Origin of the sequence: Kitasatospora sp. NPDC051853 (assembly GCF_044452665.1) — a bacterium.
GTDB lineage: Bacteria > Actinomycetota > Actinomycetes > Streptomycetales > Streptomycetaceae > Kitasatospora.
Genome location: NZ_JBITBY010000001.1, coordinates 188,223 through 208,811 on the forward strand (window position 1 = coordinate 188,223; position 20,589 = coordinate 208,811).

Annotated in this window: 18 protein-coding genes; 10 read left to right on the plus strand and 8 right to left on the minus strand. The window is 72.1% G+C overall.

The annotated features are described in order from the left end of the window. Positions 1 to 49: 49 nt before the first annotated feature. The 5 genes from ACIA8O_RS00910 to ACIA8O_RS00930 all read right to left on the minus strand — a co-directional run bounded on the left by ACIA8O_RS00910 (position 50) and on the right by ACIA8O_RS00930 (position 7,502). Complete coding sequence (locus ACIA8O_RS00910; RefSeq protein ID WP_396291342.1) at positions 50 to 868, minus strand: carbohydrate ABC transporter permease; 819 nt, start codon at positions 866 to 868, stop codon at positions 50 to 52. Further along, on the minus strand, positions 865 to 1,827 hold the full coding sequence (locus tag ACIA8O_RS00915; protein WP_396291343.1) for a carbohydrate ABC transporter permease: 963 nt from the start codon (positions 1,825 to 1,827) through the stop codon (positions 865 to 867). The genes ACIA8O_RS00910 and ACIA8O_RS00915 overlap by 4 nt, the downstream gene beginning before the upstream one ends. Further along, entirely contained in the window at positions 1,824 to 3,179 is a 1,356-nt protein-coding gene (locus tag ACIA8O_RS00920; protein WP_396291344.1) for an extracellular solute-binding protein, read from the minus strand. Before ACIA8O_RS00920 ends, ACIA8O_RS00915 begins: the two co-directional genes overlap by 4 nt. A gap of 507 nt (positions 3,180 to 3,686) precedes the next feature. After that, complete coding sequence (locus ACIA8O_RS00925) at positions 3,687 to 6,050, minus strand: hypothetical protein (protein ID WP_396291345.1); 2,364 nt, start codon at positions 6,048 to 6,050, stop codon at positions 3,687 to 3,689. A 123-nt stretch (positions 6,051 to 6,173) separates the two neighbouring features. Beyond that, positions 6,174 to 7,502: an ABC transporter substrate-binding protein gene (locus tag ACIA8O_RS00930; protein ID WP_396291346.1), complete on the minus strand. Its 1,329-nt coding sequence runs from the start codon at positions 7,500 to 7,502 to the stop codon at positions 6,174 to 6,176. Positions 7,503 to 7,702: 200 nt separating this feature from the next. On the opposite strand from ACIA8O_RS00930, the gene ACIA8O_RS00935 reads away from it, so the two are divergent. From ACIA8O_RS00935 to ACIA8O_RS00945, 3 genes are all read left to right on the plus strand, one after another. Continuing rightward, entirely contained in the window at positions 7,703 to 8,851 is a 1,149-nt protein-coding gene (locus tag ACIA8O_RS00935; protein ID WP_396291347.1) for an ROK family protein, read from the plus strand. 49 nt (positions 8,852 to 8,900) lie between these two features. Continuing rightward, the gene (locus tag ACIA8O_RS00940) at positions 8,901 to 9,926 is read left to right on the plus strand and encodes a LacI family DNA-binding transcriptional regulator (protein WP_396291348.1); all 1,026 of its coding nucleotides are present in this window, start codon (positions 8,901 to 8,903) and stop codon (positions 9,924 to 9,926) included. Between the two features lie 205 nt (positions 9,927 to 10,131). Beyond that, entirely contained in the window at positions 10,132 to 10,488 is a 357-nt protein-coding gene (locus ACIA8O_RS00945) for an ATP-binding protein (RefSeq protein ID WP_396291349.1), read from the plus strand. A 167-nt stretch (positions 10,489 to 10,655) separates the two neighbouring features. On the opposite strand, the gene ACIA8O_RS00950 is transcribed toward ACIA8O_RS00945, so the two are convergent. Beyond that, positions 10,656 to 11,966, minus strand: a complete 1,311-nt coding sequence (locus ACIA8O_RS00950) for an ABC transporter substrate-binding protein (protein ID WP_396291350.1) — start codon at positions 11,964 to 11,966, stop codon at positions 10,656 to 10,658. Positions 11,967 to 12,042: 76 nt separating this feature from the next. Between ACIA8O_RS00950 and ACIA8O_RS00955 the strand changes: the two genes are divergently transcribed. Further along, on the plus strand, positions 12,043 to 12,711 hold the full coding sequence (locus tag ACIA8O_RS00955) for a GntR family transcriptional regulator (protein ID WP_396291351.1): 669 nt from the start codon (positions 12,043 to 12,045) through the stop codon (positions 12,709 to 12,711). Positions 12,712 to 12,725: 14 nt separating this feature from the next. On the opposite strand, the gene ACIA8O_RS00960 is transcribed toward ACIA8O_RS00955, so the two are convergent. Beyond that, on the minus strand, positions 12,726 to 13,499 hold the full coding sequence (locus ACIA8O_RS00960; RefSeq protein WP_396291352.1) for an SDR family NAD(P)-dependent oxidoreductase: 774 nt from the start codon (positions 13,497 to 13,499) through the stop codon (positions 12,726 to 12,728). Positions 13,500 to 13,588: 89 nt separating this feature from the next. On the opposite strand from ACIA8O_RS00960, the gene ACIA8O_RS00965 reads away from it, so the two are divergent. From ACIA8O_RS00965 to ACIA8O_RS00985, 5 genes are all read left to right on the plus strand, one after another. Then, the gene (locus ACIA8O_RS00965) at positions 13,589 to 14,236 is read left to right on the plus strand and encodes a bifunctional 4-hydroxy-2-oxoglutarate aldolase/2-dehydro-3-deoxy-phosphogluconate aldolase (protein WP_396291353.1); all 648 of its coding nucleotides are present in this window, start codon (positions 13,589 to 13,591) and stop codon (positions 14,234 to 14,236) included. A 14-nt stretch (positions 14,237 to 14,250) separates the two neighbouring features. Then, a complete protein-coding gene (locus ACIA8O_RS00970; RefSeq protein ID WP_396292098.1) occupies positions 14,251 to 15,153 on the plus strand; it encodes a sugar kinase in 903 nt (300 codons plus the stop codon). Between the two features lie 19 nt (positions 15,154 to 15,172). Further along, complete coding sequence (locus tag ACIA8O_RS00975) at positions 15,173 to 16,114, plus strand: SMP-30/gluconolactonase/LRE family protein (RefSeq protein WP_396291354.1); 942 nt, start codon at positions 15,173 to 15,175, stop codon at positions 16,112 to 16,114. Next, positions 16,111 to 17,286, plus strand: a complete 1,176-nt coding sequence (locus tag ACIA8O_RS00980; protein WP_396291355.1) for a mandelate racemase/muconate lactonizing enzyme family protein — start codon at positions 16,111 to 16,113, stop codon at positions 17,284 to 17,286. The genes ACIA8O_RS00975 and ACIA8O_RS00980 overlap by 4 nt, the downstream gene beginning before the upstream one ends. Positions 17,287 to 17,579: 293 nt before the next feature. Beyond that, the gene (locus ACIA8O_RS00985; RefSeq protein WP_396291356.1) at positions 17,580 to 19,055 is read left to right on the plus strand and encodes a hypothetical protein; all 1,476 of its coding nucleotides are present in this window, start codon (positions 17,580 to 17,582) and stop codon (positions 19,053 to 19,055) included. A 195-nt stretch (positions 19,056 to 19,250) separates the two neighbouring features. Here ACIA8O_RS00985 and ACIA8O_RS00990 read toward each other — a convergent pair whose 3' ends face one another. After that, entirely contained in the window at positions 19,251 to 19,709 is a 459-nt protein-coding gene (locus tag ACIA8O_RS00990) for an ATP-binding protein (RefSeq protein ID WP_396291357.1), read from the minus strand. An 87-nt stretch (positions 19,710 to 19,796) separates the two neighbouring features. Between ACIA8O_RS00990 and ACIA8O_RS00995 the strand changes: the two genes are divergently transcribed. Continuing rightward, positions 19,797 to 20,444, plus strand: a complete 648-nt coding sequence (locus ACIA8O_RS00995) for a GntR family transcriptional regulator (RefSeq protein ID WP_396291358.1) — start codon at positions 19,797 to 19,799, stop codon at positions 20,442 to 20,444. The last annotated feature ends 145 nt before the right edge of the window (positions 20,445 to 20,589 follow it).

A 20,589-nucleotide genomic window follows, 5' to 3' on the forward strand; every position in this document is an offset into this window, starting at 1 on the left:
GGCAGGCGACGGGTGTGCCGCGCGGTGGGCCGGCGGCCGGCGGGCGGGTTCAGCCCTTGACGGCGCCGGAGACCATGCCGGCGATGAAGCTGCGCTGGAAGCAGAGGTAGACGACCACGACGGGGGCGACCACGATCAGGGTCGCGGCGGCGAGCATCGGCACGTCGGTGGAGTGCGCGCCGACGAAGAACGCCAGGCCGGCGGGGGCGGTGCGCTTGTCGGGGCTCTGCAGCAAGATCAGGGTCAGCAGGAACTGGTTCCAGGCCCACAGGAAGTACAGCAGGCCGAGGGTGGTGATCCCGGGCCGCACGCAGGGCACCAGCACCTTCCACAGCAGGATCCGGTCGCCGGCCCCGTCCAGGGCGGCGGCCTCGCGCAGCTCCACGGGCAGGGAGGCGAACTGCTGGCGCATCCAGAAGGCGCCGAACGGCATGTAGAGGCCGACCAGGGCGAGCACGACGGCGATCGGGGTGTTCACCAGCCCGACCGACTGCAGGTCGTAGTAGAGCGGGACGACCGCGGCCTCGTAGGGCAGGGTCAGGCCCAGCAGCAGAAGGCCGAACACCAGGTTCTTGCCGCGGAACTCCATGGTGGCGAAGGCGAATCCGGCCAGCACCGCGCAGAGCAGGGCGAGCGGGACGACGCCGAGGACGACGAAGGCGCTGTTGGCCAGCAGGGTGCCGAAGGCGGCCACCGACCAGGCCTGGGAGAAGGACTCCAGGGTGGGGTCCTTCGGCCAGGCGAGACCGCTGACGGGGGTGCCGGGCGGGTTGAGGGCGGTGAGCACCAGGGCGGCGAACGGGATCAGGACACCGGCGCAGAACAGGGCCAGCAGGGCCCGTCCGGTCAGGTGGTCGGTGCGGCTCATGCGCGCTCCCGGGTGAGTCGGTTGACGGCGAGGACCACCAGCGAGATCAGCGTGCTGAGCACCACGGCCAGTGCGCAGGCGGTGCCGACCTGGCCGCTGGTGAAGGCGAGGCGGTAGATCAGCACGCCGGGGACGGTGGTGGTCTCGCCCGGGCCGCCGCCGGTGGTGACGAAGACGACGTCGAAGCTGGCCAGGGCGGCGATCACGGTGACGGTGACGGCGACGCTGATCTCCGAGCGCAGGCCGGGCAGGGTGACGGCGAAGAACTCGCGCACCGCGCCGGCCCCGTCGAGGCGGGCGGCCTCGTAGAGGCTGGGGTCGATCTTCTGGATGCCGGACTGGAACAGCACCAGGCACAGGCCCAGCATCACCCAGCTGCCGACCAGGCCGACCGCGACGTAGGCCCAGTCGAAGTCGCCGAGCCAGGCCCGGGACCAGGAGCCGAGGCCCACCGCGTCCAGCACCTGGTTGACGGTGCCGTCGGTGCCGTACATCCCGCGCCACACCACGCCGACCGCGACCAGCGGGATGATCTGCGGCAGGAACAGCACGGTCCGCGAGATGGCGTGGCTGCCCTTGGCCCGGCCGATCACGGCGGCCAGCACCAGCCCGGCGGCGATCGGCAGGACGGTGTAGAAGCCGACGAAGCCGAAGGCGTTGCGGATCGAGCCGAGGAGTTGAGGGTCCGTCAGGACGGTGCGGTAGTTCTCCAGGCCGGCCCAGACGCCGGGGGTGATGCCGTCCCAGTGGTAGAAGGACAGCTCCACCGTGTGCAGCCACGGGACGATCACGAACGCCCCGTAGAACAGCAACGCCGGGGCCAGGTACAGGAAGGCGCGCGCTCCGCCCCGCCCGCGGCCCCGGGTGGCGGGCCCCCGCCCCGCCCGGTCGGCGCGGACGGGGCCGCGAGCCTTCCGGGCGGGGGAGGACACCGGCGTCTCCTGGTGGAGGGCGGTCACTGCTGGCCCTTCTGCCAGTCGGCCTGCAGCGCCTTGAGGAAGTCGGCGGCCGAGGTCTTGCCCGCGATCAGCTGCTGGCTCTGCGAGGTCAGGGTGGTGTTCATGGTCGAGGAGGCGTTGTTGAAGAACGGCACCAGGCCGTTGTCCTTGCTGACCTTGCCCCACGCGGTGACGTAGTCGACCATCACGGTGTTCGGCGCGGGCTTGACGGAGTCGGCGTGGGCGACCGGCATGAACCCGTTGGCGAGCTGGATGTCGGCCGCCTCCGCCGTGTTCAGGAAGTCCAGGAACGCCCCCGCCGCGTCCGGGTGCTTGGCCTTGGCGGAGATCGCGTAGGCCAGTGAGGTGCCGACGCCGGTGGCGCCGTCGTCCGCCTTCTCGCCCGGCAGGGTGAAGAAGCCGCTGCCGCCGGGCAGGGCCTTCTCCACGGCCGAGGCGGCCCAGCTGCCGTTGAACAGGAACAGGCCCTGGCCCTTGGCGTAGGAGGTGATCGAGCCGGCGTTGTCGGTGCCGTTCGCACCCTCGGGCAGGTAGCCGGCCTTGGCCCAATCGGCCAGCTTCTGCGCGGCCTTGGTGCCGGCCTCGTTCACGATGGTCGAGCCGGGCGTGTTGAAGGCCCACTTGGAGCTGCTCGCCAGGTCCTGGTACCGGTCGGCGAGGGCCTGGAAGATGAACGAGGCGTGCCCGTCGAGGTTGGAGACCTGGATCGGCAGCTCGCCCGCGGCCTTGGCCTTGGCCAGCTGCTCCTCGAACTCGGCCAGGGTCTGCGGCGGGGCGGTGATGCCGAGCTTGGCGGCGACCGCCTTGTTGTAGTAGACGCCCACCAGCGAGAACCCGGCCGGGGCCGCCCACAGCTTGCCGGTGCCGAGCTGGTTGCCCTTGCCGGGGCTGCGCCACTGGTCGAGCTGGCTGGCCGAGACCTTCTTGTCCCAGCCGTAGGCGGCGACGTACGGGTCGAGGTCGCGCAGCAGGCCGGACTTGGCGGTGTTGCCGAGCAGGTTCAGCAGGGCGAGGTCGGGAGCGTCCTCGGAGCCGAGGGCGAGGCCGAGGTTGGTGTCGTAGTTGTCGTAGGGGGTGTAGCGGTAGTCGATGGTGACGTTGGGGTGGAGCTTGGTGAACGCCGCGGTCAGCGCCTTGGTGGTCGGCGAGTCGTCCGAAGTGAGGATCGACAGCGTCACCTTCTCGGTGGGGAAGGCGGTGGAGACGGCCCCGCCGTCCGCCGGGGCGGCGGGGGTGGAAGCGCCGGGGGTTCCGCAGGCGCTCAGCACGCCGGCCGCGGCGGCGACGGCGCAGACGGCAGCCAGCGGGCGGGTGACTCTGCGGCTGCGGGCGGCAGTGAGGGAAGTACGCATGGGACCGGCTCCAGGTGGTGCGGGGAACTACTTATGGAGCAGACCTCCATAAGCGAGATGATCTGATCGTAAGGATCAGAAAACTGACAGGTCAATGACTTTCTGGGGGCTCCTCCATAACAGGTCTGACCTACTGGCGGGTAGCCGCTGCGGCCTTACGGCCCGGCCCTGGTCGGCGCTCGCGCCGCCCGGCGGTGATCCCGGCACGAGCCGAGCCGCACCGCCGCTCGACGCGGCCCTCCCCGTCCGGCGCGTCTGCTGACCCTCCGGGCCTGGCGGGCCGGGTTTCCCCGAGCCCACCATCCAGGGCCCGTCGGCCCGCAACAATGAGGGCCCATTTTTCTGGGCATACCAGCGAAAAACACCATGGCGTTCACGGGGCTCCCGGTCGGCCCGCGACAGGGGATCTCGGGAGCTGGTCGGGCGCACGAAACCGCGGGCGGGCGCGATGCGCCCGCCCGCGGCGGAGTGGCTGGAGCTCTCCCCTTCAGGTGGTGGTGCCTGCGGTCAGGAGACGGTGGCGGTGGCCGTCTGGCCCGGGGCGACGGTGACGGTGGCGTAGGTGTAGGTCTTGCCGTTCACGGTCTTGGTCTGCACCGGCTGCGCCACGCCGTTGACCGTGATGGAGGAGCGGGTGCCGGCGAAGCGGGCCTCCCAGGTGTAGGAGGCGCTGCCGGAGCTGTTGGTCAGCTTCGAGGAGGTGGCGCCGTCGTGGCGGAGGGTGAAGGTGTTGCCGCCGACCTTGATGTCCTGGACCTGGAGCCAGCCCATGCCCGAGGGGAGCCGGGAGAGGGTGGTGAGGGCGTTGGCGGGGGCGTTGGGCTGGACGCCCATCAGGCCCTCGACGGTCTGGCTGACGAGGGTGTAGGAGACCTCGGGGTAGTCGCCGTTCGGCCCCTGGCTGGAGTTGACGTGCTGGACGTCGCGCTGGTCGTAGACGTACTGCATCCACTTCCAGGCGGTGTCGTTGCGGTCGTAGGTGAAGAAGGTGTCCGGCAGGTAGGTGTACGCCTCGATGTTGCGCGAGCGGCCGCTGCCCTGGGACTCGGTGTCCACGTAGTCCAGGTAGGCGTCGCTGCGGGCACCGGGCGAGGTGATCTCCTTCTGGAGCATGATCCAGCTCATCTCCTTGCCCCACCCGGTGACCGGGGCGCCCTCCTTGGTGTAGGCGCGGATCATGTCGGCGCCGTTGCCGGAGCCGGCCCAGGTGTTGTTGAAGTACGCCTTGAGGTCGTCGGCCTTCTGCCGGTAGGTGTTGGACAGCGTCGTGTCGCCCTTGCTGGCGGCGAGGTCGGACATCGCCCGGAACGCCTGGTACTGGGCGGCGATGCCGTCACCGGCCTCGATCACGTGGAGGTCGCCGTCCTCCTTGTAGCTGGCGGCGCCCGCGAAGATGTGGGTGCCTTCGCCCTCGGCCACGCCGTTCGGCTTCCTGCCGTCGTGGAGCTCGATGAACTCCTTGGTGGCGTGCTTGTAGTAGTCCCACAGGACCGGGTCGTTGATGTAGGCGCTGTCCCCGCTCCAGCGGTAGGCGGCGTTCGCCTTCTCCACCACCTCGAAGGTGGCCGGCACCTCACGGACGAAGAAGTTGGCGCTGCTGTAGTCGGTGGCCAGGTAGTTCTGGTTGTCGAAGTTGAAGGCCCACACCGGGTAGTACTTGTGCTCGGCCGTGGCGGAGGCGGCGTGGGTGCGCAGCATCGCCTTGTTCTCGGCGTTGAGGCCGAGGACCGAGGCGCCGCCGACCTGGTGGGCCATGTCGCGGGTGTAGTAGCCGGAGCGGTTGGCGTAACCCGCCCAGTACGAGGGGCCGTACGGGGCGGTGCCGGTTCCGGACAGGTGGCCCTCGTCGACGTTGATCGGGCCGATGGCGCCGGGGAGTTGGACGAAGCTGTTCGCCTTGCGCTTGGCCCAGTCGAACATGGCGACGATCTTCGGGTCCGAGGAGCTGACGACGGGGTCGACCGGGGCAGAGGGGGACACCGAGAGGTCGTCGACGTTGACCCAGCTGGTGCCGCCCTCGAAGCCGACCTGGACCTGGTCGCCGTTCTTCACCGTCACCCGGCTGACGGTGTGCCGGGAGTAGCTGGAGCGGCTGGGCAGGTCGACGGAGCCGGCCACCGTTCCGTTGACGCGGACCAGGAACTTGCCGCCGGTGCCGCCGGTGGCGGCCCAGGTCGAGAAGTCGAAGGTGCCGGCGCCGGTGGCGGTGACGGTCTGGGTGACCTTCTTCGCCGAGGTCTGGTCGAGGTAGGCGAGCTTGCTGCCGCCGTGGGGCAGGTTGGTGGCCACTCCGGTGCCGGAGGTGAAGGTCCAGCCGGTGGCGCCTTGCTCGAAACCGGGGTTGGTGATCTCCACCGCCGGGACGACGGAGGTGGTCGCCTCGATGTCGTCGACGTTGACGTAGCTGACGCCGGCACCGCCCACGATGGAGATCTCCACTGCGTCGCCGTTCTGCACCGCGACGCGCGGGATGGTGTACCGGGTGTAGGCGGACCGGCCGGCCAGCGTCAGGGAGCCGACGACGGTTCCGTTGACCTTGGCGACGAACGTGGCGCCGGCTCCGCCGGTGGTCACCCAGGCGGAGAGGTCGACGACTCCGTTGCCGGTGGCCGTCATGGTCTGGCTGACCTTCTTGGCGGTGCCCTCGTCGAGGTAGGCGAGCTTGGAACCGTTGTGCGGGGCGTTGGTGGCCACGCCCGTGCCGGAGGTGAAGGTCCAGCCGGTGGCGCCCTGCTCGAAGCCGGGGTTGGTCACGGTGAGGACGGTGCTGGGGCTTGCCGTGGCCTGGCCCAGGGGGACGAACGGGACGAGCGGGGCGATGACCGCGAGGGAGGTCAGCAGGGTGAGGCGCAGAGAGCGTGGGGGGTTCATGATGCTCCTGTCGGATTCCGGGTGGTGGCCGGGTGGAACCGGTGGGCCGCCGGGCAGGGGCACGGGCGGCCCACCGGGGTCATGGGGTGCGGGCGCGAGAACAGGAGGCCCGGTGGAGGGCGCTCACTGCCGGCCCTTGTGCCAGTCGGCCTGCAGCGCCTCGAGGAAGGCCGCGGGCGAGGTCTTGCCCGTGATCAGCTGCTGGCTCTGCGAGGTCAGGGTGGCGTTCATGGTGGCCGAGGCGTTGTTGAAGTAGGGCACCAGGCCGTTGTCATCGCTGACCTTGTCCCAGGCGGCGACGAGGTCGGCGAGCACCGATCCGGCCGGGGCCCGGACGGTGTCGGCGTGGGCGACCGGCAGGTAGCCGTTGGCCAGTTCGACGGCGGCGGCTTCGGGCGAGGCCAGGAAGTTCAGGAACGCGGCGGCCACCTCGGGGTTCCTGGCCTTGGCCGGGACGGCGTAGGCCAGCGAGGTCCCGACGCCGGTGGCGCCTTGGCCGGGCAGCTCGCCCGGCAGGGTGAAGAAGCCCGCCTTGCCGGGCATCGCCTCCTCCACCGAGGTGGCGGCCCAGTTGCCGTCGATCATGAACAGGCCGCGGCCCTTGGTGAAGGCGGCCATCGCACCGGCCTGGTCGGTGCTGTTCGCGCCGGCCGGCAGGTATCCGTGCCTCGCCCAGTCGGCGAGCTTCTGGGCGGCCTTGGCGGTGGCGTCGTTGACGATCGTCGAGCCTGGTGCGTTGAACGCCCAGTCGGTGCTCTTCGCGATGGGCTGGTAGCGGTCGGCGAGGGCCTGGAAGACGAAGGAGGCGTGCCCGTCCGAGTTCGAGACCTGGAGCGGCAGCTCGCCGGCAGCCTTGGCCTTGGCCAGGGCCGCCTCGAATTCGCCGAGGGTCTGCGGGGGAGCGGTGACGCCGAGCTTGGCGGCCAGGTCCTTGTTGTAGTAGACGCCGACCAGTGAGAACCCGGCCGGAGCCGCCCACAGGCTGCCGCTGCCCAGCCGGCCGCTCCGGCCGTCGCTGCGCCACTGGTCGAGCTGGGCGGAGGAGGGGCGCTCGGCCCAGCCGAACGCCTTGGCGTACGGGTCGAGGTCACGGATCAGGCCGCTCGCCGCAGTGTCGCCGAGTACGTTCAATAGAGCCAGGTCGGGGGCGTTCTCGGAACCGAGGGCGTGGCCGAGGTTGGTGTCGTAGTTGTCGTACGGGGTGTGGCGGTAGTCGATGGTGACGTTCGGGTGGATCTCGCTGAACGTCCGGGCGAGGGCCTTGGTGGCGGGCGAGTCGTCCGAGGTGAGGATCGACAGCGTCACCGGCCCGGCGGGGACGGCGGTGGAGACGGCCCCGCCGTCCGCCGCCGTCCCCACCAGGCCGCAGGCACCCAGCAGACCGGCGACCGCGACTGCGGCGAGCGGGCGGAGCAGGTGTCTTCGGACCGGGGCGACGGGAGGCGTGGACATGGGCCTACTCCAAGTGCTGCGGAGGGTCTACTTATGGAGCAGAGCTCCGTAAGCGGGGTGACTGGATCGTAGGGAGCAAAAAACCGGCAGGTCAATGACTTTCATTGGACTCCTCCATAACGGCTCGACCGTACTGCCCGGTAGCCGCTACGATCACGGCACGGCCAGGCACCCGGCACGGCCGTGAGAGGAGACCCACGGTGAAGCGGCAGGCTCTCAACGGCGGCGACCTCGCCCTGCTACGGCGCCTCAACAACGACGCCGTGCTGCGCGTGCTACGCGGCAGCGGGCCTATGACGCTCACCGAGATCGCCAAGGCGTCCGGCCTGTCCCGCCACACCGTCGACCTGGTCCTGGAGGAACTGGAGCGCCAGGGCTGGACCGAGGAACTCGCCCCCGAGCGCGGCATGGGCCGCCCGGCCCGCCGGTACCGCTTCCGCGCGGACGCCGGCTACGTGCTCGGCATCGACGTCGGCCACCGCTCCACCCGCTACCTGCTGGCCGACCTGGACGGCACGGCCGTCGACAGCCGCGTGGTGGAGCAGGACGTCCCCGGAACCGAGCGCCTGGAGGCGATCCGCGCTGCTGCCGTGGCTTTCACCAGCGGCCACGATGGAGCCCGGGTCCGCGCGGTGTGCCTGGGGGTGCCCGGCATCGTCGACGCCGCAGGCCGGGTGCGGCGCTGCGACCTGCTCCCCGAGTGGGACGGCCTCGATCTCGGCGAGCGCGCCGCGACCTGGTTCGGCTGCCCCGCCCTCGCCGACAACGACGCCAACCTCGCCGCCGTCGCCGAGCACTGGCGCGGCGCCGCCCAGGACAGCGGCGACTTCGTCCACCTGCTGATCGGCCACCGCACCGGCGCCGCACTGATGCTCGACGGCCGCCTCTACCGGGGCCGCACCGGAGCCGCCGGCGAGATCGCCGCACTGGCCGTGCTCGGCTGGGACGGCGCCGACCGCGACTCCCTGGGCGACGGCGCCGACCTCGCCGAGGTGTTCGCCGCGGCCGCGCGCGGCGAACACGCGGCACTGGAGCGCGTCGACCGCTTCGCCCGCACCTACGCCACCGGCGCGGCCGCCATGGTCCTCACCCTCAACCCCGACCTGCTGGTGATCGGCGGCGGCATCTCGCTCGCCGGCGAGACCCTCGCCGAGCCGATGCGCCACCACCTCGAACAGCTCTGCACCGAGGTCCCGCCGGTACGGGTGTCGCCGCTCGGCACAGAGGCGGTAGCCCTGGGGGCGGTGCAGAGCGCGCTGGAGCGGTGCGACCGCGACCTGTTCGAGTTCCCCACCATGTTCGACGGCCCCGCACCGGCGGCCGAACGTCCGAGCGTCACATCCGGCTGATCCGGCAGGCAGTGCCGCGAACGCGCGGCAGGAAGGGCACGGGACACCCGTGAGCGACGAACCCCCACCAGTCAGCCCTGCGGGCGCCCCGGCCAGGCTCGCGACCATCGCCGAGCGAGCCGGTGTCAGCCCCGCCACCGTCAGCCGGGTACTGAACCACCGGCCGGGCGTGGCGGCCCGTACCCGGATCACGGTCGAGAAAGCGATCGCCGAGCTGAACCTCAGCAGGTCCACCGGCGACGAACTGGTCATCGTGGTGGCCCCGGAGCTGTCGAACGAGGTCTTCGCCCTGCTCGCGGGTCAACTCACCGCCGAATTCGGGAGGTTCGGCATGCACACCATGATCAGCGCGATCGTACCCGGCACCTCCAACGAGCGGGATCTGGCAGACCTGGTCCTGCGCACCGGTGCAGCCGGGGTGGTCTTCCTCTCCTCCGGCAACACCCCGTTCGAGCAGCCCCGCACCGCCCAGCAAGCCATGGCCCAGCGCCGCATGCCCTTCGTGGGCGTCAACGGGACAGCGGCGGGAATCACGGCTCCGGTCTTCTCGACCGACGACCGCTACGGGGCGGAGCTGGCCATCGACCACCTCCACCGGCTCGGACACCGGCACATCGGCATCCTCACGGGACCGCCCGGAAACCCGTCGGCGGAGCACCGCCTCGACGGGCTCCGGGAAGCTCTGCGAACCCGTGGCCTGGATGACCACGACGCCCGGGTGGAACGCCAGCTGCCGACCGTCGAAGGCGGCCGGCACGGCACCGGCCGACTGATCGAGCAGGGCGTGACGGCCGTCGTGGCCGCCGGCGACCGGCTCGCGCTCGGCGCGGCCGACGCCGCCGAGCGCCACGGGCTGCGGATCCCGGCCGACCTCTCACTCGTCGCACACGAGGACGCGGCGCTGCTGGAGCGGACCGCACCGCCACTGACCGCCATCCGCCAGCCCACCGAGAAGCTCGCCGGGCACGCCGCGCAGGCGTTGCGGATGCTGCTCCTGGGGGCGGCGCCCCCGCCCGGCGGGCTGCTGATCCAGCCTGAGTTGCGGATCCGCCGTTCCACGGCTGCAGCCCCCTGAACGGCTGAGGCGCGCACCGCGTACCCCCAAAGAACCTGGACCCTCAGTGTTCCGAGGCACCCGCTCCCGCACCGTGGAGGCAGCGGAGGGGGCCCTCACCTCGGGAGAACCGATGAACACCACCCTTAATCGCCCGGACCACGACATGCACCCGCGGCCCGCCGGCCCGGTCACCACAGCCGCCGCGTCCCGATGCGCCTGCTGCGTGACGGCGGCCCTTGACAGCGCCGTCCCGGCCCTGCGGGCCTTCGCCCGCACCGAGGCCGCCCGGTGGGGGCTGACCGGCGTCCTGGACGGACTGGCCCTGGTGGTCAGTGAACTGGTCGGCAACTCGGTGCGGCACAGCGGCAGCAGCGACGTCCGCCTGCTGCTGCGGGCCGGTGCCCACGCGCTCACCGTCGAGGTCGCCGACACCGGGCAGTGGCGGCGGCCCGCCGACCGCCGTGGGGGCCTCGCCCGCGGCGGACGCGGCCTGCAACTCGTCGAGGCATTCTCATCCTCCGTCACGGTTCACACCGGACGGTGGGGCACCCGGGTCATTGCCGTCCTTCCGCGCGGCTGAGTAGGACGAGTGCCTTTCTCCGGTCGGCAATCCGGCCACGCCCTGCTCCCCGTCGGGGCGCACCACCGGTTCAGCAGCCAGCCTGTCCTCTCCGAGGTCGGATCGCGGCCTCCCCGCGTCGTACGGGCGCACGGGAGTGCCGGCACGGCATCGTGGCGCCGGTTCCGTCAGCCGGCCGGGCGCAGCTTCCGGTCGACCCGTTCGTCGATGAGGGCGAGTGCCTGGTCCACGCCGGTCCTTCCCGCGACGCCGTCCGGAACGGCGCTCTTGTGGGACTCCCAGCGGACGGCGAACGCGTGGCGGTCCTGCAGGAGGAGGTCGGGGGTGTTGCGGGCGAACTGCTCGGACACGGCGGCCCAGGTGGGGTCGGTCCGGTAGAAGGAGTCGACGACGACCTTGGTCTCCGGGTCGGTCCTGCTGGTGTCGTAGGGGTAGATGCCGTGGAACTCCATGAACCGGGTGCTGTGCCGCGGGGAGGCCAGCCAGCGCATGAAGGACCCGGCGGCCCCGGGGTCGGGCAGGCCGGAGCGGGCGACCAGGCTGTGACCGCCGACGGCCGAGCAGCCGCTCCGGGGCCCGGTGGGCATCGGGGCGACCGCCCATCTGCCCAGTGTCTTCTCGTTGCCGGCGACGATGTCGCTGATGGCGGACTGGTAGAAGGAGAACATCGCCACCTCACCGTCGACGAAGCCCTTGAGCGCACTGAGCCCCTCCTGCGAAGTCCGGTCCGCGTAGAAGGACTTCATGTAGTTCATGGCGGTGCGGCCGGCTTCGGTGTTCTGGGTGGAGGTCCTGAAGTCGGGGGAGGTGAGGCTGCCGCCGGCCTGGCAGAGGAAGGTGGACCAGGTGGCGTTGACGGCGTTGAGGTGGTCGTCCATGCCTTTGAACTGCCAGCCGCTGATCCTTTTCCCGCTCGCTGCCGAGCGGGTGGTGATGGCCGTCGCCGTGGACTTGAGCTCGGCCCAGGTCGTCGGAGGTGCGGGGTGGCCGTACTTGCGCAGGATGTCGGTGCGGTAGAACAGGACCGCGGCGTCGAAGTAGAGCGGGGCCCCGTAGAGGCGGCCCTCGTGCTCGTTGACCTTCGCCATGGGCAGGAACCGTGCCAGGTCCTCGGTGGTGTAGCCGAGCTCGTCGAGCGGGGCGAGGTGACGGCCGTTCAGGTAGTCGTCCTCCAGGCCGTTGTTCGACAGCCAGACGTCCGGGCCGGTCCCGGCGAGCACGGCCTGCTTGATCCGGTCCCGGCCGCTCTGCCAGTCCAGGACGGTGAGTTCGACGGTGACCTTGCCCTGGGAGACGTTGAAGTCGGAGACGAGCTTGTGGAGCTCCTCGGGGTGGCCGATCCAGAACGGCATGGTCCAGAAGGTGACGGTGGTCCGGCCCTGGGAGCGCGGCGCGGGGGTGGCCGTGCAGGACGCCGCGGTGAGGGCGCAGGCCGAGGCGAGGGCGAGCGCGGTGAGCCGGCGGGGGAGGGAGGGCATGGGGGTCTCCTCGGCGGGTGGACCGGTCCGGCCCGGGGCAGGGACGAACCGGTGGAATATCGCATACGATGATCGGATGGGAGAGAACGCGTGGGCCGGTCAGCTGCCGGCGGTCAAGAGCAAGGCCGATCTGGTCTACGAGAGCCTTCACCGGGCCATCGCGCAGGGGGACCTGAAGGCCGGCGAGCGGGTCAACATGGACGAGCTGTCCCGGTCGCTCGGGGTCAGCAAGATCCCGATCCGGGAAGCGGTCAAGCGGTTGGAGGCGGACGGCCTGCTGGTCTCGCGGGTCCACTCCGGCGTCACGGTGGCCGCGGTGGACGAGACCGAGATGCGGGGCGTGTTTCTGGCCCGCGAGGCGATCGAGGCGCTGGTCGCCGAGCTGGCCGCGGAGCGGATCACCGACGGGCAGCTGGCGGACCTGGAGCAGGTCCAGGGGCTGATGCGGGCAGCCCTGGACGCCGGTGCGGTGGACGAGCTGGCCGACCTCAACTCCCGCTTCCACGGCGTCCTGGCGCAGGCCGCCGGCTACCGGATCCTCGGAGAGCTCACCGACCAGCTGCTGCTGACGGTCCGCCGGTACCGCATCAACGCCCCCACCAGCGGCCTGAGTTGGCGCTCCGTGGTGGCCGAGCACGACGTCATCCTGGACGCGCTGCGCCTCCGTGATCCGCAGGCCGCCGCCTCGGCCGCACGTACGCACATCAGCTCGCAGGCCGACCTCGAGGTGGCGAAGAAGGCCTGAGGGCTGCCGCCTCGTCAGCTGCCCAGCGGCGGCAGGCCCATCCGGGTGCGGTGGCCGTCGCGCAGCAGGCTGGCCGGGCTGACGACCGAGGCTCCGGCGTCCAGGACCAGCTCGGAGCCGGTGAGCAGTGCCGCGGCGGGGGAGAGGGCGAAGGCGACCGCCTCGGCGACGCCCTCGGCGTCCGCGAGCAGGCGCATCGGGTTGCTCTCGCGCAGCCGGGCCAGGTCGTGCCCGTCGGCGGCCAGGCGGGACTCGGTGGCGGGTGTGCGGATCCAGCCGGGGGCGAGGGTCAGGAAGGTGAGGCCGTGGTGGCCGTAGTCCACCGCGAGCTGCCGGGTGAGGGCGGCGACGGCTCCCTTCGCGGCGGCGTAGGCGGGTAGGCCGGGCGCCGCGGTGCGGTGGAGCACCGAGCCGATGGTGACGACGGCGCCAGCCCCGGCCTCCAGCATCACCGGCAGCACCTCGCGCACGCAGAGGAAGACCGAGGTCAGGTTGGCAGTCAGGACTTCGTCCCACTCCTCCTGCGCGCACTCGTGCAGCGGCCGGCCGGCGGTGACCCCCGCGCAGGTGGCCAGGGCGTCGATACCGCCGTGGTCCGCGAGCACCGCGCCGACGGCGGTGCGGACCTGGTCGGCGCGGGTGACGTCGGCGGGGTAGTGGGAGACGCCGTCGAGCCCGGGGTCGGCGAGGTCGATCCCGGCGACGGCGTATCCGTCGGCGCGGAGTCTGCGGGCGACGGCGCGGCCGATGCCGCCGGCGGCTCCGGTGACGATTGCTGTTCCGGTCATGGGTGCACCCCTGGTGAGCGATGGGCCGATCGGGCTTGGAAAGGTATACGATATCCTAAATCTCGCACCGAGCCCCCCAGGAGGCACCCGTGCAACCGGCTGAACTCATCGACGCCCTGCGGACCCGCAGGCTCCTCGCCATCGTCCGCGGAACCGACGCCGAGGCCGCCCTCGACACGGTCCTCACCCTCTTCGCGCACGGCATCGACCTGGTCGAGGTGTCGCTCACCACGACGGGCGCCCTGGCGGTACTGGAGCGCGCCCGCGCCGCCCTGGGAGACGGAGCCGCCCTCGGTGCGGGCACCGTCCTGACCGCAGCCGACGCCCGGGCCGCCGCCCGGGCCGGCGCGGTCTTCGCGGTGACCCCCGGCGTCACCGAGGCCGTCGGCCAGGCCCGGGCGCTCGGCCTTCCCGTCCTGGCCGGCGCCGTGACGCCCACGGAGGTCGCCGCCGCGCTGATCGAGGGAGCCAACGCGATCAAGCTCTTCCCGGCCGCCCCCGCCGGGCCGGCCTACCTGCGCGCACTGCGCGACCCGTTCCCGCAGGTCGACTTCGTTCCCGTCGGCGGCGTGGACGCCGGCTCGGCCCGGGAGTACCTCGCCGCCGGCGCGCTGGCCGTCGGTGTCGGCGGCCCCCTGGTCGGCGCCGCCGCCCGCCCCGGTGGCGACCCCGCCCTGGCCGAGCGGATCGCCGCCTTCCGCGCCCTCGCCGAGGAGGCGTCGTGCCCGACGTCCTGACCCTCGGCGAGACCATGGCCTCGCTGCGCGCGGCCGGCCCGCTGCACCTCGGCGGCTCCCTCGGCCTCTCCATCGCCGGAGCCGAGGCCAACGTCGCCATCGGCCTGGCCCGGCTCGGCCACCGCACCCGCTGGGTCGGCGTCACCGGCGCCGACGAACTCGGCCGCCTGGTGCTGCGCACCCTGCGGGCGGAGGGCGTCGACGTCACGCACGCCGTCACCGACCCCGCCCCCACCGGACTGGTGATCTTCGAGCCCCGGATTGCCGATCTGACCCGGGTCGCCTACTACCGGTCCGGGTCGGCCGGCTCCCGCCTCGCTCCGCGCCACCTGGACGCCGCACTCGCCGAGGGCGCCCGGATCGTCCACCTGACCGGTGTCACCGCTGCCCTCGGCCCGGGCCCCCGCGCGGCGGTCGAGGCGGCGGCGCGTGCCGACGCGACGATCTGCCTGGACGTCAACTACCGCGCCAAGCTGTGGTCCCCGCAGGCCGCGGCCGAAGCGCTGCGCCCCCTGGCCCCACGGGTGGACGTCCTGGTGGCCTCCGACGACGAACTGCACCTGGCGGCGCCCGCCGCAGCCGGCGACGAGGCCGAGCGGGTGGCCGCGCTGCTGGAACTCGGAGTGCGCGAGGTGGTGGTCAAACGCGGCGCGGCCGGAGCGGAGACGTTCACCGCCGACGGCTCGGTGGCGAGCGCGGCGGTGGCGGTCCCGGTGCGCGACACGGTCGGCGCCGGCGACGCCTTCGTGGCCGGCTACCTCTCCGCGCTGCTGGACGGCCTGCCCGTGCCGGGCCGGCTGGCCCGGGCGGTGACCACCGGCGCCTTCGCGGTGGCCGGCGCGGGCGACTGGGAGGGCCTGCCCACCCGTGACGAGCTCGGCCTGCTCGACGCCGTACCCGGCAGCACCCTGCGCTGACCCCGAGAGCGAGAGACCGATGCCCGAGAACGCGTGGCGGCCCTGGACCTCCGGCCGCTACCAACTGGCCGAAGGCGCACGGTGGTCCGACGGCCGCCTGTACTTCGTCGACCTCCTGCAGGGAGTCCTGCACACCTGCCGACCCGATCAGGCCGGCGCGCCCGGCCGCGAGCTCGACCTCGGGGTGCCACTGGGCGCCGCAGCGCCGGTCGCGGACCGGCCGGGGGAGTGGATAGTGGCCGCCGGTGACGGGATCGCCAGGGCCCGGAGGGGGACCGTGCCGCGCTGGCTCGCGCGCCCCGAGGCGGACGCCGCCCTGCCGATGCGGATGAACGACGCCGCCTGCGACCCGGCGGGCCGCTTCTGGGCCACCAGCATGGCGGCCGACGCCACCGAGGGCGCGGGCTCGCTGTACCGCATCGACGCCGACGGCGGCGTGCACCACGTGCTGGCCGGCCTCACCGTCCCCAACGGACCGGCCTTCGACCCGGCTGGCACCACGCTCTACCTGGCAGACAGTGCCATGGGGACGATCACCGCTTACACCGTGGATCCCGGCACCGCAGCTCTCGGCAGCGCCCGCCCGTTCGCCGTCCTCGACCCGGATGAGGGCCGGCCGGACGGGATGACCGTCGACCACGAGGGCCGCCTGTGGGTGGCCGCCTGGGGAGCCGGACGCGTCCGCTGCTACCGCCCTGACGGAACGCTTCAGCGGCTGGTCGAGGTCCCGACCCCGCACGTCAGCAGTGTTGCTTTCGGGGGCGGCCGAATGTTCGTCACCACCGCTCTGCACGGCCTCGCCGTTCCCGACGGCTGGGCCGGCTCGGTGCTGTCCAGACCCTCGCCCGTCACCGCGCCCGCCACCGCCGTCTACCGGGAGCGGTGCACCGCGCCGCCCCGGTCCCCGAACCCGTCGTCCCCGGCCACCACCGGTCCCGAACTCCAGGAGAGAACACCGTGAGCACCCAGCCCCTGCGGATCACCAAGGTCGAGGCCTTCGCCCTGTCGGCCAGCTTCGACGACCTCTACGACTCGCCCGAGGACGTGCCGGACTGGCTGCGCTACCCCGCCTCCAGCCACCTCGTCGCGCCGCGCCGCGGCCAGTACGCAACCCTGGTGAGGATCCACACCGAGGACGGCTCGGTCGGCATCGGCGAGGCGTACGGACTGCCCGCCCCCCAGGTCACCGCGACCGTGATCGCGCACGTCGTCGCCCCGCTGCTGATCGGCCAGGACGCCCTGGCCACCAGTGCGATCTGGGAGCGGCTCTACCGGGGCCAGGCGGCCGGCGGGCACAACCGCGGCTTCTACCTCGAGGCCATCGCCGGGGTCGACCTCGCCCTGTGGGACCTGCGCGGCAAACTGGCCGGCGCCCCGGTGCACCGCCTGCTCGGCGGCCCGATCCGCGAGAGCGTCCCCTGCTACGCGAGCCCCGTCGCCCTGCACGCCGACCCCGAGGACTCCGCCCGCCAGGCACTCGGCTTCGTCGACGACGGCTTCAAGGCCCTCAAGGTCAAGATCGGCCGCGGCGAGCGCACCGACCGCGCCCACCTGAGCGCCGTGCGGTCCGCCGTCGGCGAGGACATCGAGATCCTCACCGACGTCAACTGCGCCTACGACCTCGATCAGGCCACCCGCGTCGGAGCCGTCCTCGCCGACCTCGGCATCTCCTGGTACGAGGAACCGCTCCAGGTCGACGACCTCGCCAACCTTGCCGAACTGCGCCGCCGCACCGGCCTGACCATCGTCAACGGCGAGACCCACTTCACCCGCTACGACATGCGGGACTCCCTGCTCAACCGGGCCATCGACGTCTTCATGCCCAACGTCGCCCGCTGCGGCGGCATCACCGAGGCCATGCGGTTGTCCGCACTGGCCTCCGCCTTCCACGTCGACATCGCCCCGCACGGCGTCGGCTCCGGGGTGAGCCTGTGCGCGGCCCTGCAACTCTGTGCGGTCACCCCCAACCTGCGCACCTACGAGTACAACCGGCTGCCCAACCCGATCCGGGAGCGGATCCTGCTCAATCCGCCGGAGTTCGCCGACGGCGCGCTGGTCGTCCCCACCGGCCCCGGCCTGGGCTTCGAGCTCGACGAGGCGATGGTCGACCGGTACACCGTCGCGCGCTTCTGACGGCTGCTTCGCCGCTCCGCGGGGCTCCAGCTCCGGACCCGCCCCTCCCGTGCGGGTCCGGGCCGGCGCGGTGGCAGGTCCCGTCATGGCCTGCCGCCGCGCATCCGGGAGGGCCGGCGCATTGATCCGGGCGAACCCCTGGGCAAGAAGTCGTATATCGCATACCTTATGTGAACCGAAGGCCCCCGGATCGGCTCGCTCCGAGCGGTGTGCGGCCTCGCTCGCGTCCGCCGCGAGCGTCGGTGACCCCCTCCGCGTCCCCCCGGACGCCCCCACCCCCACGGAGGACGACCATGTCCCTGTCCGAGCCGAACCCGATCGGCCGCCGCGCCGTGCTCCGCGGCGCCGCCATCGCGGGCGCCACGGTGGCCCTCTCACCGGCCCTCAACTTCGCGTCGAGAGCCTCGGCCGCCACCACGGGCAGCTACACCATCCGCTTCGACCAGGCGCCGAAGCAGAAGATCCTGGGTCTCGGGTTCGAGATCCAGTCCGACTCCATCGGTTCGAACAACAACGGCCTGCCCAGCACCTTCAGCAGCGTCCCGTACGACCTGACGGACAGTGAGCGGACCCGCTTCTACCAGCAGATGCTCAAGGCCGGCCGCTCCGACCGGGGCTTCCGCTACTGCCGTCTGGCGATGGGCCTCTACTACCGGGGCACGGACGCCACCGGCAAGCACATGCAGGACCGCTATCCCGGGCAGGCGGCCCTGCTCGCCGACATGATCCGCCAGTCCGGCATCGAGGGGACCTCGGTCGAGTACTGGTCCCCGGCCCCCGGTTGGAAGTCCAACAACTCCTTCATCGGCGGCACGCTGGCGAGCTTCGAGCCCGCCTTCCTCAACGACTTCTCCGACGCCCTGGTCGGCGACCTGGACAACCTGACCGGCCAGGGTGTGCCGGTGTCGATGTGGGGTCTGCAGAACGAACCCCGCTTCTCGACCAAGTACTCCTCGTGCGTCTACAACGCCGAGCAGTACCTGGCCACCTTCAAGGCGGCGGCGTCGAAGATCCGGGCCAAGTACCCCAACGTGATGATCACGGCGGACAGCCAGGACGGCTGGGGTGGTGAGATCGGACAGGCGATCAGCAGGGACGCCGGCGCACTGTCCCTGGTGGACGCCTGGACGTACCACCGCATCGGCTACGACAGCAACTACCAGATCGACAACGACTTCCGGCGGCTGGCGCTCGGCAAGCCGGTCTTCAACAACGAGTTCGAGTACCTCGACAACCAGACCTCCGACGTGCGGACGGTCAACACCGCACAGTCGATCATGAACTGGATGGTCTTCCAGAACGCCCCGACCTGGTTCTGGCTGCACGCCCTGAAGCCCACCACCAACGCCGAGGCCCCCGGCTACTCGCTCGGCTTCTGGCGGCCGCCGTCGGACACCGACTTCTCCCACTTCCCGAACATCCCGGTCGGCCACTGGGACTACAACCCGCAGAACTGGAACGCGGTCGCGGGCTTCGTGAAGTACATGCCCTGGGACTCGATCCGCTACGGTGTCGACGAGTCGGCCGTCCTGCGGGACCAGCGGATCATGGCCTGGAAGACCCCGGCCGGCAAGCCGGTCTTCGCCATCACCAACCGTTCGCAGACCGAGTCCTTCACCTACACCGTGGACACCCAGACGGCCTCGTCCTTCGAGGGGCACCGCTACGGCCCCTCGACCAACAACCAGGGCCTGGGCTACAAGAGCGGTCCGACCCTCACCCTGACCGTCCCGCCGCTCTCCATCGAGTTCTGGGTCCGCAACCCCTGACCCGGACCGGCGGCCGTACACCACGGCGGCCGCCGTGGCGGCGGTGCGCGGGGCGCGCCCCACCGGTTGCCCCGCGCACCGCCGCACCCTCCTGGCCGCATCGGCCGTTCCGGCGCCGCACCGACGACGTGGCCCGGCCCCCTCCTGGGGGCCGGGCCACCGCCGTGCTCGGGCATCCGGGTCCTTGACGGGGGGTCAGGGCGCCGCGAGCTCGGCCCAGACCCGGTGGCCCCCGCGCCGCGGTCGGTCGGTGCCCCAGGCGGTGCTGAGGGCGGCGACCAGCAGCAGGCCGCGGCCGTGGCAGCTGTCCGCGGTGCCGCTCGCCTCCCAGGACGCCGTGACCTCCTCCGGGTCGAAGCCGGGTCCGGTGTCGGTGACCGCCAGCCGGACCTGCCCGGCGGTGCCGCGGGTGAGGGTGGCGGTGGCGGGGGCGACGCCGTGACGGGCGGCGTTGGTCGCCAGTTCCGTGGCGATCAGCTGGAGGTCGTCGGCCAGGTGCACCAGGCGCCACTGCCGCAGGTGACGGACGAGCCACTTGCGCAGGCGCAGCGGCGCGTGGTCGTCCGGGGCCAGCCGGTGGGTGTGGCTCTCGGGTCCGGCGGTGGCGGGGCGCGGGGCGGTCGTCCGCAGATCCGCAGGCGAGGTGGGAGGCATCGGGTGCTCCTCGGCTCGAAGTTAAAGAATATGGTATACGAAATTCCGGATGCCGCCTATGGTGAACGGATGACGACGGAGGAACGCGTGGGAGAGCAGGCACAGACGGCCAGGAGCAAGGCGGGCCTGGTGTACGACAGTCTGCGCCGGGCCATCGTGGAGGGGGACCTCGCGGCGGGGCAGCGACTCAACATGGACGAGATCGCCCGAAGTCTGGGGGTCAGCAAGATCCCGGTGCGGGAGGCGGTGAAGCACCTCGAGGCCGACGGCCTGCTGGTCTCCCGGGCCCACTCCGGCGTCTCGGTCGCGGTCCTGGACGCGGCCGAGATGAGGGGCGTCTTCCTGGCCCGGGAGGCGGTGGAGACGCTGGTGGCCGCCCTCGCGGTCGAACGGATCACCGCTGCGGGCCTGGAGGAGCTGGAGTCCCTCCAGGCTCGGATGCGGTCCGCCCTCGACCAGGGCGAGGTCGGCCCCCTGGCCGAGTTGAACTCCCGTTTCCACAGCGAGCTCGCGCGGGCCGCCGGCTACCGGGTGCTGACGGTCCTGACCGAGCAGCTGATGCTCACCGTGCGCCGCTACCGGGTCAACTCACCCCTGGACCCAGAGGACTGGCGGGCCGTCATCACCGAGCACGAGGAGATCCTGACGGCGCTGCGCGGCCGGGACCCGCGGGCCGTGGAGGCCACCCGTGCGCACATCGGCGCCCGGGCCGACCACGAGGTCGGCAGCGGATAGGGTCACCACGCACGAGGACGGCGGCGCGCCGCGGGGGGGGGGGGCCCCCCCCGGGGGGGGGCGGGGGCCGGCGGCGGGGGGGGGGGGGCCCCCGCGCGCCCCCCCCCCCGGCCCCCCGCACCACAAAGGGGGGGGGGGGGGAGCC

What these genes read in the sequence shown, in the direction of transcription:
- ACIA8O_RS00910 (WP_396291342.1), bottom strand. Translation starts at nt 868, where the DNA reads ATGAGCCGCACCGACCACCTGACCGGACGGGCCCTGCTGGCCCTGTTC.
- ACIA8O_RS00920 (WP_396291344.1), bottom strand. Translation starts at nt 3,179, where the DNA reads ATGCGTACTTCCCTCACTGCCGCCCGCAGCCGCAGAGTCACCCGCCCG.
- ACIA8O_RS00925 (WP_396291345.1), bottom strand. Translation starts at nt 6,050, where the DNA reads ATGAACCCCCCACGCTCTCTGCGCCTCACCCTGCTGACCTCCCTCGCG.
- ACIA8O_RS00930 (WP_396291346.1), bottom strand. Translation starts at nt 7,502, where the DNA reads ATGTCCACGCCTCCCGTCGCCCCGGTCCGAAGACACCTGCTCCGCCCG.
- ACIA8O_RS00950 (WP_396291350.1), bottom strand. Translation starts at nt 11,966, where the DNA reads ATGCCCTCCCTCCCCCGCCGGCTCACCGCGCTCGCCCTCGCCTCGGCC.
- ACIA8O_RS00955 (WP_396291351.1), top strand. Translation starts at nt 12,043, where the DNA reads ATGGGAGAGAACGCGTGGGCCGGTCAGCTGCCGGCGGTCAAGAGCAAG.
- ACIA8O_RS00960 (WP_396291352.1), bottom strand. Translation starts at nt 13,499, where the DNA reads ATGACCGGAACAGCAATCGTCACCGGAGCCGCCGGCGGCATCGGCCGC.
- ACIA8O_RS00970 (WP_396292098.1), top strand. Translation starts at nt 14,251, where the DNA reads ATGGCCTCGCTGCGCGCGGCCGGCCCGCTGCACCTCGGCGGCTCCCTC.
- ACIA8O_RS00975 (WP_396291354.1), top strand. Translation starts at nt 15,173, where the DNA reads ATGCCCGAGAACGCGTGGCGGCCCTGGACCTCCGGCCGCTACCAACTG.
- ACIA8O_RS00985 (WP_396291356.1), top strand. Translation starts at nt 17,580, where the DNA reads ATGTCCCTGTCCGAGCCGAACCCGATCGGCCGCCGCGCCGTGCTCCGC.
- ACIA8O_RS00990 (WP_396291357.1), bottom strand. Translation starts at nt 19,709, where the DNA reads ATGCCTCCCACCTCGCCTGCGGATCTGCGGACGACCGCCCCGCGCCCC.